This window comes from Marinimicrobium sp. UBA4509 (assembly GCF_002388575.1).
In the GTDB taxonomy this organism is placed as follows: domain Bacteria; phylum Pseudomonadota; class Gammaproteobacteria; order Pseudomonadales; family Cellvibrionaceae; genus Marinimicrobium; species Marinimicrobium koreense.
Map to the genome: position 1 here is coordinate 173011 of NZ_DGMV01000050.1, position 12120 is coordinate 185130.

The following is a 12120-nucleotide window of genomic DNA, read 5'->3' on the forward strand; positions in this document are numbered from 1 at the left end:
CCCAGCGCTCGAGCAACTGCCAATAGGCCCGCTCCGCAGCGGCAAACTGTCCCAGATCGAACTGACTGTGGCCGAGTACCAGCCAGGCGCTGAACTGCTCGTCAGCACTGGCCGGCGGCTGCCAATCAAGCAGTCTCTGCGCCAGGGCGGCGGCGCTATTAAGCTCACCGCGTTCGAGCTGTCCGCGGGCCAGGTGACCGAGTACACCGGTGGCTCGCGGGTCATCGGCATACTGATCCGCAAACTGCTGGCCCACTTCCAACCGCCGGGCCCACCAGTGATCGGTCTCCGGCCCGGCGCGGCGCTCCAGCTCATCGGCGAGCAACACCGCCGCGTAGCCGGCCTCGCGGCCGTACTCCGGGTCTCGGTGGTCAAACGCCACCCGGCGGTAGTGCTCCAACGCTTCGGGCCACTGCCCGGCGGCATTGAGGGCTTCGGCCAACAGAAAACGCTGCTCCGGTACGGCCGGGTCTTCGGGGAAACTGGCCACGAACTCCCGGTACCAGGTGGCGGCATGGGCAAACGCCTGCCGGGTCCGCTCTTCCCCGGCACTTTCGTCCGCCAGACGTTGGGCCCGGGCGTGCTGAAAGTTGGCCAGCGCTGGCAGAAACTCGCGCAATGACTCTTCGACCAATGCCCCCGGCTGACCGCCGCGACGGAACCAGTAGGCACTGAGCAGCCCGTAACGGCGCACAAACTCCTGTTGGCCGGCACGCACCAAGGTGGGGTAGCGTCCCTCCCGGTAGGTGTCAATCTGGGCCAGGGTGAAGCCCGGGGCCAGATCGCTGTCGGGGTTTTCGGCCACGTACCGTCCGTAGGTGTCGGCGGCGTCGCGCACCCGCTCCTGTTCGCGGTAGGTTTCTGCCAGGCGTTGATAGAGCCGATGCTCATAGGGGCGGGCGCCGATCCGGCGCTCCAGCTCACCAATGCTGTCAGGCCCCTCGAGATAGGCGAATGACAGGGCCATGGCACGCAGGGCATCGCCCGCCACCTCGGCCTGGGCACCACTGAGTTGCGCCCAGGCCCGATCCAGTTGTGCCGCGTCATCCGCCGGCAGGAGCAGATGATCCAGGACGCCGGCAAAACTCACCAGTGCCTCGGGGTAATCCCCCTGCTTGAACTGGGCCCAGGCGCGCATGTATAGGGCGTTCTGACCGAACTCGGGAGCCGCGCCCACATCCGGCAGCAGCTCGCGGTAAAGTGCCTCGGACGCCGCGTAATCCCCTTGCGAGAAGGCCCGCTCGGCACGGCGGAATTGGGCCTCGGCGTAGTAGCGCGACTCGGGGAACTGCTCGGCAAGCGCCACCAGTGTCCGATTCGCTTCCTCCATACGGCCATCCAGCGCGTAGGCTTTGGCCAGATGGTAGTAAAGATGATCCGGGGAGGCCGGCGGTTCGATGCCGTCCTCCGCCCACCGGCCTTCACGGTAATCGCTCAGCAGGGCCCGGTAGCGCTCGATCGGCCCGCCAAATTGCGGCTCGACACTGTCCGAACGTGCCAACGCCGCTTCGCTGCGGGCCATCGCCAGATCCGCCAGACGCCAGCGGATGTCCAGTTGCAGCGCCGGATCCTGCGCCACCGCCAACGCCCGCTCGTAACGCTGGGCAATGCGCTCGGCCGACTCCGGGGTGAGCGCTTCGGACCCCGGCAACCGGGCCTCGGGCAATGCCTCCAGACCACCGTGCCGATTCCCGGAACTCACGCAGCCTGCCATCAGGGCCAGGGCACTGACCAAGCCCAGGGATCTGAAGACGCGACTCACGGTGCACCTCCCTGTTCGCGCAGCGCGCGATCCTGCAGCCGGGCGGCGCCCAGTCGCACGCGAGAAAGGTACTGCGTCAAACGGGCCTGGTGTTGTGCCAGGTGCGTCTGCAGGTTGTCCGCGAGCTGCTCGGCCTGACGCTGCTGCGCCTCATCAAGGCGTTGCCGCTGGCGCACAATCGCCTCGGTCCGCTCGGCGATACGGGCCAGTGCCGGTTCAATATCCGGGTTGTCCGCAATCACCGTGCGGACCCGGTCTTGCCGGGTGCGCAACTGCGCCAGGGCCCGGTCCAGGTCCCGCTGCTGTTTGCGCACCCGCCACAGATGGTCTGGATAGTCCTGAGCGGCACGCCAGAGCAATATACCCCGGTACAGCGCCAGTCGGTCCCGGGTTTCCCGGGGGTTCTCCAACTCGCCCGCCGCCGTCAGCCGATCGGCCCGCTCACGCGCCGCCTCGACGCGCTCGTATAGGCGGCGGGTTTCGTCATCCGCCAGGGCCAGATAATCCGACCGGGCCTCGATGTCCGACAGGCGGGCGACCAGAGGGGCACGTCGTTCACGCAACTGCCCGATCTGGGCCCAGAGTTGGCGCCGTGCGACATCCGCCTGACGGTCATTGCGCAGAGCACGCTTGTTCCGCAACAGTTGGCCGTAGTGGGCCAACTTCTCGGGCCAGTCCGCCAGCAGTTGCGCCTGATCACGCAGATCGCTGAGCGCCTGTACCTGACTCTGAAACGGACTCTGATTGACCCAGTCAGACAGGTAGGGATCGGCGCTGGCGGCAACCGTGGATTCGGTCAGCGTCAGCCAGTTTTCACGGCCTTCCAGATACAGGGTGCCCCGGGGGTCGGTGGCCGCCAGTTGGCGGCGCAGATAGGCGGGGGTCAGTTGTCGCCGGAGCTGATCTACCCGGGCGAGCTCTTCCTCCAGACGCGCATCGGCCCGATCGTAAGCATCCAGCGCCGCCTGGGGAGCGTCGAGTTGGGTGTAGGCGTAGGGGAGGGCTACCAACGCCTCTTGGGCCGCGCTACCGGTGAGTGAGTGCTCACCCAGAGCCTGCCAGGCGCGGACCGCGCGGGCGGGCTCCCCCCGCTCCAGGGCCGCCCAGCCGTAGCCCAGCAGTGCCTGGTCCGCATCCTCGCGGGACAGGCGCACCCGATCGAAGGCCTGCTCGGCGCGCTCGAAATCCTGTTCCAGCAGAGCCGTAAACCCCAGGGCGGTAAAGGCCCGATCGCGCAGGGTCAGGTATTCGGCTTTGTGACGCTCTTGGCGGGGGACTTCCTCCACCAACACCTGGTAGTAGTGCCGGGCCTGCTCCCGATCACCGGCCCGGGCGAAAGCGCCGCCGAGGTTGTAGAGCACCACCGGGGCCCATTCACCCAACTGGTCCCACAACGTCTCAGGGTCCACGGGCTCGGGCTCACCGGTGCGCAGGCGCCACTGCCACTCAAGTGCACGACGCTCCCGGGCGAGGTCCGGGTCGAGGGCATCACCCAATCGCGCCCAGGCATCGGTGGCCTGCGCCCAATCGCCCCGCAGATAGTGAAGCTTACCCAGATAGAAACGTGCCGCGTCGCGCTGTGCCGGGCGGCCAGACAAGGCGGACTCCAGCAGACGCTCGGCACTGGCCGACATGCCGAAGGCCATACGGATGGCACCCTCGTGGACCGCCCCCCGGTCAAGCCCGAGGTCCCCCTGCTTTCGGGCCACCATCAGCTCGCTCAGGGCCGGCAGGTAATCGTTCTGATAGTAGTGATAGCGAGCCACGCCTTCACGCAGCTCGGCCTGGCCCCAGGTAACCGGAGCCAGGCCGAGCAGGGCAAACGACAGTGGCAGCGCCCAATGCCTCATTGCAGCGCCCACTCCTCAATGGCAAAAACCGGCTGCAGTTTGCGCTCGGAGTCCACGATTTTCAGCTCCAGCACCAGCGGCTCCTGACCTTTTTCCACCACCAGATCGGCGCCGCGTTTGTAATCCCGGCCGTCGGGCCCGATGCCCGTAAAGACCGCGCTGATCTCATGTTCGCCGGAAGTGAGGTTACCCAGATAGAGCCGCTGAACGCCGCCTCGATACAAGGCTTCGCGCTGAGCATCGGTATACAACTGTGCGGCCACCGGATCGCCATCTACCTGAAGGCGCACCCCGTCCAGATGAAAGAATTCCCCGAGATCCACCGACAGGTACACCGCTATTTGGCTCGATGCCGGATAGAGTAGCTCTTCTTCCAGAATCAGCAGGTCGCGGTTGAGGTTCAGGGTGTCCTCTTTAAGCTGCTCCAGATCGGCCTCGAGATCACTTTGGGCCCAGGCCAAAGGGACGGCCAATACAAGGGCCGCACAAAGTCCGACAAGCCGCCGCACCGGACGGAAGGAATGGGATGACATTGGAAGGCTCTCCTGACGGAAACGTGCGAGTTCTGGCGCAGCTTACAACGGCTTATTATTTTAGTGGCACCGGTGCGCTGGAATTGTGACGGCGCGCACACTTGGCCTATACGGCGCCCTATTCTTCGGGGTCAATCAGTCCATCACTGTAATGCACTCGACCGTCGTCGGTGATCACAATGGCTTCGAATTCCGGCTGCCGATTGATCAGCGCCAGGCCCGCCTCCAGACCGAGAACAAACACGCTGGTTGAGAGCGCATCGGTGTCCATGGCCCGTGGCCCCAGAACCGTCGCGCTGATGATGCCCCGCGCCGAAGTACCGGTGCGAGGATTGAGAATATGGTGAATGCGCTCGCCCTGCGCATCCACAAAGTAGCGCTCGTAATCGCCGGAGGTGGAAATGGCCTCGTTATTTAGAGGCACTACAATCGCCACATCTTCGGGCGCACGGGGGTTTTTGATGCCCACCCGCCAGGGGCGACCACGATGATCGCCGATCAGACGGGTATCGCCTCCGGCGCTGACGCTGGCATGCTCTATACCCCGTGCACGCAAAAGCTCAATGGCCCGGTCCACACCGTAGCCTTTGGCAATACCACCCAGATCGACATACAACTTGGAATGGCCAAACCAGACGGTATCTTCTTTCCGGTCCAGGTAAATCCGTCGGTAATCGATGGCCGCCAGCAGCGCCTTGCGGGTGGCGTCGTCCGGCTGACGGCCCGAGCGGTAGTCGTAGAGACGCCCGACCGAACCAAAAGTGACATCGAAGGCACCCCCGGTCAGTTCCCCGTAGTATTTGGATCGAGACAAGAGTTCGGTGAGTTCAGCGCTGATCGTCAGAGGCTGCTCATCAGTGGCCTCGGGCGCTTCCCGGTTCAGGCGGGACAGCTCACTGTCCGGTTTGTAGGGACTGAAATGGCGGTCGATACGATGCAGTTCGTTCATCACTGCGGCCAGGGCGGCCCGCCCCTGCTCAGGATCGTCGTGCCAAAGGCGAGCCACCACTTCGGTGCCCATGATGGCCTGCTGGTCGCTGTACCACTCGGCGGTACTGGGCGAGCTGCCCAGTACCAGGAGCCCCAGCATCATGAACCTGAGAGCGATGACGACCGGGAGGCGGGGCATCATCATGGCGCGCCGTCAGAACTGCAGGTCGACGTGGTAGCGGTTGCCCTCTTGGTGGTCGAGCACCATGGGCAGCCATTCGCGCGCCTGGATCTGGTCACTGAAAGCGCCGGTCAACTCCAGCTCACCTTCCACAAAAATGCCTCCGGCGAGGGGCAGTCGGGTTTCCACTTCCAGATCGATGGGACCGTCGAGATCAAACACATCTGCCACCAGCGCATCGCGTTCGGCATCGTAGCGGGCCTCGGCGGCGAAGCTGCCGAGTGTCACCCAGGTGCCGTCCGCCTGAACCCTCGCGCCGGTCCAACTGAGGTTGCCCTGCAGTTCAGACAGGCGTCCGCCCTTCATGCGCATGGTTTGAATATTGGCCGCAAGCTGTCCCTGAATCGGCACCGGAACCCCCGCCTGGATCAGGCTCGCCGGCGCATCGACACTGGTGTCGCTGACCCGGACCGAGCCGCCCAGTCCAGCGCAGACCCGCCCGTCGATGTTCTGGTTTTCCAGGGTGGCGCTGACATCCGCGCAGGGTGTCAGGGTAAGCAGGGACCAGGGGCTGAGTTCCCAGCGAAGCGCACCCAGTGAGTAGTGCCGATTGTCGATCTCGATACTGGCCATGCGCGCCTGCCCGGACCAGACGGTTCCCTGCACGCCGCTGAGTCCGAGGGTGTTGCCCTGGGTCATGAAGTAGGCGGCCCAGGTCGCGGGAATGCGGGTCAGGGCGAACAGCAGGGTCAGGACGATCAGCAGGAGTATCCAGCGGATCGGGGGAATGAATTTTGACAGGGTGTCCCACATAGCGTTGTCGTTATCTCAGTTTTTTTGCAGTCGAATATTGACGGTCACGCGACCCTGTTCACTGGTCCCGGCCATGGAGAAGTCCACCACGGAGACGCCATGCTGGTACTCCATGTCGTAGAGCCATTGGATAAACCGGTCGTAGGGCACGTCGTCCAGGCGTACTCTGACCTGGCCCCCGGTACCCGGCTGGAAGCCACTCATGCTGAGGTTGTTGGCACGCAGGCTACTGTCCACCAGGGCACTGAGGTTACTGTCGTTCTCCCGATCACTTTGAGCATTACTGCGCGCCTGCTCAATCTGGGCGGCCAGCAACTCCACTCGCCCAAGGGACTGACTCACCGCCCGATTGGCATTGAGCTGGCGCTCTTTCCAATCCGCCATGGGCACCAGCACCGCTTTCCATAAGAGGTATAACAGTACGGCCACGCCACCGATCAGAAGAATGGTCTGCTCGCGCCGGTTATAGCGGGAGAGCCAATCAAATACCGCTTTCATGGGCGACCTCCGGTAACTTTCAGGCGAGCCGTGTGACTGTCGCCCTGGGCACTGGCGCTGAGCAGCTCAGCCTGCAACCCTCGGGTCTGAATGTCACCGCGTAGGGATTCAATGGCGTTGAAGGTGTCGGCTCGGACGTTAAGGCTCAGCTCACCACTGCGGGCCGCATAGGACACCGCACTGAGAGTGACCCCGCCGGATTCCGCCAACGCCGGGAACAGATCGCCTAAAAATGGCGTCACCTGACCACTGGCACTGGCCGGCTGCAGCTCGGTCAACTGCTGGCGCAACTGACGCTCGGCGTCCACCAAATTGCCCGGGCCCGCCACCGAACGATACACCTGCTCGATGTCCCGGCGAATCTCGATATTCTCCGCTTCCAGTTGATTCACCTGATAAACCGTCACCCCCACATACAGGACGAGACAGGCAGCGGCCGCCACTACCACGCCCTGCCAGGAGCGCCACCAGCGCTCAATCGGCAGTCGCTGGGAGAACTCGCCCTGACACAGATCCACGCGGCCGGTTTCGGCAAAGTCCAACTGCCAGAAAGGCACCACGGCCTGTTCGTCAATACGGTCCTGGAGTTCATCCGGCAACAGCGCCTTCAGAGTGACCAGTTCCGCATCGGTCTCCGCCCGCAGGTTGAGCCGGGGCAGATTATCCACCCGGTTCTGAGCGGTGAGCAGCATCTGCAGACTCAGGCGCGCCTGCTCCCGATCGAGGCTGAACCCCAGGTTGGGGGCGTACCGCACCAATAACTGATCGCCCTGCATCTGCAGGGTCCAGTAGGGATACTGCTCGGACAGGTCGGTCTCTGGTGGCAAGGGCAGCATCAACGGCAGGGGCCAGGTGCGCTGGACCTCGATATGATACTCGCCCAGACGATCGAACAACTGGCGCAACCAGGATTGCTCGACATAGGCGGCGATGGCACGCCCTTCACGTACCGGACCGAGCGCGAAATGAAACTGCTCAATGTCGCCAATCACGCTCTCTTCAAGCTGGAAGGGCAAAAGCCGACGCAGATGTTTTTTTTCGGCTTCCGCGTATTCCAGCTCGCGAGTGACCACCTGGTTTCCCGGCAGCAGTAACCAGACGCTGTGATGCCCCTCCCCGAGCATCGCCCCCAGGGTATCGAGATCCCCCGAGGCGGCGCTATCGAGCAACGGTTGCCCGTCGGCATCGAACCAGCACCAGCGAAACTGGTCCTGGGCGCGATTGGTGTAAAGCACAAGTTGGTTGGCCATAAGCGCTATCGTTGTTGTTCCGTTATCCGACGGCTGATCCCGTCTGTAAATTGATTGGGCGAATACCCACGCCCGTCAGTACACATCTGTGCGACGCACCACGGTCAGCTCGTCATTCGAGCGCTTCAGGATACTGCGCATCGCCCGGCGCTGCTCCACCAGAGACGCGACCGTATTGACCGCAAAGTGGCTGGTGTTCACCGACAGGGTTCCGGTTTCCGGATTCACCCCCAGGCTGGCCCAGACACTGTCACCCCGGAAGCTGTTGACGTCCGGGTAAAAACCTTCCGCCGGCCAGCCCTGACGCAGCAGCTCAACCTGGGACTGACTGAGTGGCAGCAGGTCCTCGGTACTGTTTATGGTCCGCAATAGCCGGTCGGACATCGTATTGACGTTGGTCTTCAACCCAGCCGGCAACACCGTCAGGTGCGGTCGTAGCAGCTCCATCAGTTCCGGCGTGATGTGCCGCACCAGACGCAGCTCTTCCACACTGGCAAAGGTCCGGTTGGCCGGCAAATACTCCGGGTCCAGGCCCAGGTAGTAATCGCCCTCGGCGCCGCCGAAACCGCTCACTTCGTTGTCCGGGTCCATCCAGTCCACCACCGATTCGAGTATGGCGATGGCCTCATCGGGGTTCAACGGCACCCCCTCCTCATCAAACGTCTGCAACAGACGGATGAAGCGCCGCTGCATCTCCGTGTAGCGCTCCGGGTCATTGTGCGCCCGCTGGGAGTTCAGGTTGCCACCCCCGAGATCATTCAGGTTGATGCGGCTCTGAGCGTCGGTGATCGACACAAACAACCAGACGCCGCCCAGCTCCACCGGGGTTTCGCCGCCCCAGCCTTCCTCCGGGTAGTCCACTTGCGGGTCCGGGTCGAGCTCCAGCACAAAGCGGGCCACGGTCTCCGCCGCCAGCAGATAGGAGCGCGCCTGGGCGCCATGCCAGCGGCTCTCGGCCTTGGCCAACCCCAACTGATACTCACCGGTAAACTTCACCGCGAGCCCGGCCACCACGCTGACGATCAGCAGGGCCATGATCAGCACGGCGCCGCGCTCAGTCCGCATGGAACTGCGTAATTTCAAACAGGCGTTCACTGACACCGACGCCCTCCATTTCTATGCGCACCAGAACCGCCAGGGGCAACTCCGCCGGGTTGCCCCCGACCTGATCCGGGTCGGGCCAGGCCTCGGCCCAGTCCCGCAAGTAATCGTCACCATCCAGAGCGCTGCGTCCGGAGCGGGACAGCAGCGCCTGGGACAGGAAGCGGAGCTCCACACTCGTCACCCCGTCCAACAGCCGCTGTCGAAGCGCCTGTTCCTCAAAATCATACTCATCGAAGGGCCGGTTGCGGACCGGCCGATAATCCCGCCACAGCGTTCCCTCTTCGAGGCGATAACTGACTTCCTGCAGGTCACTGCGCAACCGCTCCATCGGGTTCAACCACGAATGGCGGGTAAACAGCATCAACCGCTCCTCCTGACCGATTCCCCCAAACGGATCGGCGGCAAACGGATTGCGTAGCCCGGTGGGGCCCCCCGGCTCCGGCGCCAGAATATGGCGCAGGTCCGCGCTGATGATCTGCCAGGCCCGATCCAGTCGGTTGATACCCTCCATGACTTCCCGGCTGCGCTCGGCACCGCGGCTGGCCGAATCCAGGGCCTGGTACGCCATGGTCGCAATGGCCGCCGCAATGGCCAGGGCCACCATCATCTCCAGCAGGGTAAAACCCCGCTGAGGGGCCAGGTGTAATCTAGGGCTCCGCATTGAAAATTCCTTCCAGACGGGCCAACACATTGTCCGGATCGGTCTGTGGCGATACCGCAATTTCAATCTGTCGAAACGCGGCCATCTCGCCGTAGTCGCCCACCTCCAGAGCCTCATTGCTCAGTTCCCAGCGCCACTCCCGGCCCGCCAGGGTCACCTCTCCCTGGTCCTGATCCGGCAGAGTGAAATCATCCAGCTGGCTACTCTGCAGGTGAAGCCGGGTCATCTCGTTTTCGGCCACCCAGAACGCCAGGGTTTTATTGCGGATCGCCGCGGTGCCATCCAGTTGGGACATCACCAGCATCAGGAAGGCCGGTAACGCCACCGCAACCACCACCAGGGCCACCATCACTTCAATGAGGGTGAAGCCCCGCGTCCGCTTGGCACTACCCGACGACAGACGCATCACTGTTGCTCCCACTCGCGCGCTTCTTCCCGATTCAGCCAGGTCAGATCCCCCATCATCGACACTTCCACCCGCTGGGTTTCGCTGTCGTCGAACTGTGCCGGCATGATCGCCATTTCGTAGGGGGTGGCCTCACCGCTCGGGTAGAACACCAACACCGGCCGCTGCGGATCCTGGCGGGGATCGTACTGCCACTGCTCACCTTCCGAGCGGACCTCCAGTTGGAAGTCCTCGGGCAGACAGTCACCCCGGAGATTTTCGCTCACCGGGCTCCAGGCCTGATCCCGAAATCGCTGCCAGTGATAGCACCAGCGCTGGCGAGTGCTGCCCTCGCTGGTCCTCGGCTCCCAGAACAGGCCGATGATTTCCTGGTTGAGCACGGTCTGCTCGGAAACGAAACGTGCCTCCAACATAAACTGCTCGGTCGTTTCTTCGGCCCGCGAGGCGCTGTCATCACCCCCGATAGAGAGTGATGCCATGGCCACGGCGATGCCAATAATCATCACCACCACCATGATTTCCACCAGCGTAAAACCCCGCTGGTGGTTCATCGGACAAGGGCGATTCATCAATCGTTCTGGACGCTCTCGTCCCAGACGCTGATATCCGCATTCTGATCCTGGCCGCCGCTGACGCCGTCGGCGCCCAGAGTGTAAATATCGTACTCACGGGTTTCGCCCGGGCTCAGATATTGATAGGGCGAACCCCAGGGATCCTGCGGCAACTCATCCAGGTAACCGCCCTGTTTCCAGTTGCGCGGCTCGGGGGCCATGGTCGGGCGCTGCACCAGGGCTTCGAGCCCCTGCTCGGTGCTGGGGTAGACATAGTTATCGATGCGATACAGTTTCAGCGCGGTCTGAATCGCCTTGAAATCGGCCTGCACTTTCTGCAGACGCGCTTCGTCGGCACGGTTCAGTACCGCCGGCGCGACGATGCTGGCCAGCAGCCCGATGATGATGACCACCACCATGATTTCAATCAGGCTGAAGCCGCTCTGACGGCCAAGGCCTTTAAGGTTCCGGTTCATAGGTGTGACTCCCACTGTGTTATTGAAGGTCTCAGATCAGATGAGACTGTTCATTTCAAAAATTGGCTGCAGAATGGCCATCACGATCAGGCAGACGGCGCCGCCCATAAACACCACCGTCGCCGGCTCGAGCAGCCCCATGGCCACCCCGAGCATCATCTCCAGCTCGCGCTCCTGATCCTGAGCGGCGTTCTCGAGCTGCTCGGGCAGGGTGCCGTTGGCTTCACCGCTGGCCACCAGTTGCACCAGCAGCGGCGGAAAGAACCCGGCGTTTTCCATCGCCCGGTGCAGACTGGTCCCTTCCTGAACATCTTCGGCGACCGCTTCACAGGCTTCCTGCATGATCTTGTTGGTCATCACCTGCCCGGCAATCCGCAGCGCCTGCAACAGCGGTACGCCGCTGGAGGATAACAGGGCCAGGGTCGCCGCAAAGCGGGCCGAGTTGATCTGCCGGATCAGGTTGCCCATGACCGGCAGTTTCAATTTGATTTCATGCCAACGCCGCAGCCGCGCCTCGTTGCGAAGCAGGCGCCGGAACCCGACCACCAGTCCGATCAACGCCAACAGGGTGTAGTGCCCATAGTTGAGGATGAAATCGCTGCTGGCAATCAGAAACTGGGTCAATGCCGGCAGTTCCCGTTCCCCCTGCTGGAACACGCTGACCAGCTTGGGCACCACAAACGCCATCAGGGCCACAATGACCGTAATACTGATAAACAGCAGCACCAGCGGATAGATCATGGCCATTTTCAGCCGCTGCTGAATCTGCTGGTTGCTCTGGGTGTATTCCGCCAGTCGCTCCAGCACCGGTGCCAGATAACCGGAGCTCTCCCCGGCTTTGACCAGAGCGCAGTACATGGTATCGAAGGCGCCGGGCACTTCCGCCAAGGCCTTGGCCAGACTGAACCCTTCAAGCACCTTAGTGCGCACCTGGAGGATGATCTGTTTGTTATTCGGTTTCTGCTGTTGCTTGGCGGTGGCCTGCAAGGCTTCGTCCAGGGGCAGCCCGGACTTCACCAGCGACGCCAGTTGCCGGGTGATCAGGCTCAGATCCCGGGCGTTCATCTTGCTGCGCCAGCGCTGGCGGAGCCCCGCCAGGCCCGGC

The 12120-nt window shown here is 63.1% G+C and carries 13 protein-coding genes; all 13 read right to left on the minus strand.

Annotation, left to right across the window (positions count from 1 at the left end):
• Positions 1-1762, minus strand: a 1762-nt coding sequence (locus B3520_RS08825) for a tetratricopeptide repeat protein (protein ID WP_286875877.1), incomplete at its 3' end; no start/stop codon positions are given.
• The gene (locus B3520_RS08830) at positions 1759-3612 is read right to left on the minus strand and encodes a tetratricopeptide repeat protein (RefSeq protein ID WP_286806111.1); all 1854 of its coding nucleotides are present in this window, start codon (positions 3610-3612) and stop codon (positions 1759-1761) included. The genes B3520_RS08830 and B3520_RS08825, both read right to left, overlap by 4 nt.
• Entirely contained in the window at positions 3609-4145 is a 537-nt protein-coding gene (locus B3520_RS08835) for an AraC family transcriptional regulator (RefSeq protein WP_286806109.1), read from the minus strand. Before B3520_RS08835 ends, B3520_RS08830 begins: the two co-directional genes overlap by 4 nt.
• A gap of 118 nt (positions 4146-4263) precedes the next feature.
• On the minus strand, positions 4264-5280 hold the full coding sequence (locus tag B3520_RS08840; RefSeq protein ID WP_286806107.1) for an FAD:protein FMN transferase: 1017 nt from the start codon (positions 5278-5280) through the stop codon (positions 4264-4266).
• 9 nt (positions 5281-5289) lie between these two features.
• Entirely contained in the window at positions 5290-6069 is a 780-nt protein-coding gene (locus B3520_RS08845; protein ID WP_286806106.1) for a type II secretion system protein N, read from the minus strand.
• A 15-nt stretch (positions 6070-6084) separates the two neighbouring features.
• The gene (gspM, locus tag B3520_RS08850; RefSeq protein WP_123638573.1) at positions 6085-6567 is read right to left on the minus strand and encodes a type II secretion system protein GspM; all 483 of its coding nucleotides are present in this window, start codon (positions 6565-6567) and stop codon (positions 6085-6087) included.
• Positions 6564-7817, minus strand: coding sequence for a type II secretion system protein GspL (gspL, locus tag B3520_RS08855; RefSeq protein ID WP_286806104.1), 1254 nt, complete (start codon positions 7815-7817; stop codon positions 6564-6566). Before gspL ends, gspM begins: the two co-directional genes overlap by 4 nt.
• A 75-nt stretch (positions 7818-7892) precedes the next feature.
• Positions 7893-8900 carry a type II secretion system minor pseudopilin GspK gene (gene gspK / locus B3520_RS08860; protein WP_286806103.1) on the minus strand — a complete coding sequence of 336 codons (1008 nt, stop codon included), beginning with the start codon at positions 8898-8900 and terminating at the stop codon, positions 7893-7895.
• Positions 8872-9582, minus strand: coding sequence for a type II secretion system minor pseudopilin GspJ (gene gspJ, locus B3520_RS08865; protein WP_286806102.1), 711 nt, complete (start codon positions 9580-9582; stop codon positions 8872-8874). Before gspJ ends, gspK begins: the two co-directional genes overlap by 29 nt.
• Positions 9569-9988, minus strand: coding sequence for a type II secretion system minor pseudopilin GspI (gspI, locus tag B3520_RS08870; protein ID WP_286806101.1), 420 nt, complete (start codon positions 9986-9988; stop codon positions 9569-9571). Before gspI ends, gspJ begins: the two co-directional genes overlap by 14 nt.
• Positions 9988-10557: a type II secretion system minor pseudopilin GspH gene (gene gspH / locus B3520_RS08875; RefSeq protein ID WP_286806100.1), complete on the minus strand. Its 570-nt coding sequence runs from the start codon at positions 10555-10557 to the stop codon at positions 9988-9990. The genes gspI and gspH overlap by 1 nt, the downstream gene beginning before the upstream one ends.
• Complete coding sequence (gene gspG, locus B3520_RS08880) at positions 10557-11015, minus strand: type II secretion system major pseudopilin GspG (protein ID WP_024461570.1); 459 nt, start codon at positions 11013-11015, stop codon at positions 10557-10559. The genes gspH and gspG overlap by 1 nt, the downstream gene beginning before the upstream one ends.
• A gap of 36 nt (positions 11016-11051) precedes the next feature.
• A partial coding sequence (gene gspF, locus B3520_RS08885; RefSeq protein ID WP_286875878.1) for a type II secretion system inner membrane protein GspF occupies positions 11052-12120 on the minus strand: 1069 nt, incomplete at its 5' end.

Bases quoted from the DNA above. Each gene is read 5' to 3' on its own strand.
- B3520_RS08830 (WP_286806111.1), bottom strand. From the start codon at position 3,612: ATGAGGCATTGGGCGCTGCCACTGTCGTTTGCCCTGCTCGGCCTGGCT.
- B3520_RS08835 (WP_286806109.1), bottom strand. From the start codon at position 4,145: ATGTCATCCCATTCCTTCCGTCCGGTGCGGCGGCTTGTCGGACTTTGT.
- B3520_RS08840 (WP_286806107.1), bottom strand. From the start codon at position 5,280: ATGATGATGCCCCGCCTCCCGGTCGTCATCGCTCTCAGGTTCATGATG.
- B3520_RS08845 (WP_286806106.1), bottom strand. From the start codon at position 6,069: ATGTGGGACACCCTGTCAAAATTCATTCCCCCGATCCGCTGGATACTC.
- gspM (WP_123638573.1), bottom strand. From the start codon at position 6,567: ATGAAAGCGGTATTTGATTGGCTCTCCCGCTATAACCGGCGCGAGCAG.
- gspL (WP_286806104.1), bottom strand. From the start codon at position 7,817: ATGGCCAACCAACTTGTGCTTTACACCAATCGCGCCCAGGACCAGTTT.
- gspJ (WP_286806102.1), bottom strand. From the start codon at position 9,582: ATGCGGAGCCCTAGATTACACCTGGCCCCTCAGCGGGGTTTTACCCTG.
- gspI (WP_286806101.1), bottom strand. From the start codon at position 9,988: ATGCGTCTGTCGTCGGGTAGTGCCAAGCGGACGCGGGGCTTCACCCTC.
- gspH (WP_286806100.1), bottom strand. From the start codon at position 10,557: ATGAATCGCCCTTGTCCGATGAACCACCAGCGGGGTTTTACGCTGGTG.
- gspG (WP_024461570.1), bottom strand. From the start codon at position 11,015: ATGAACCGGAACCTTAAAGGCCTTGGCCGTCAGAGCGGCTTCAGCCTG.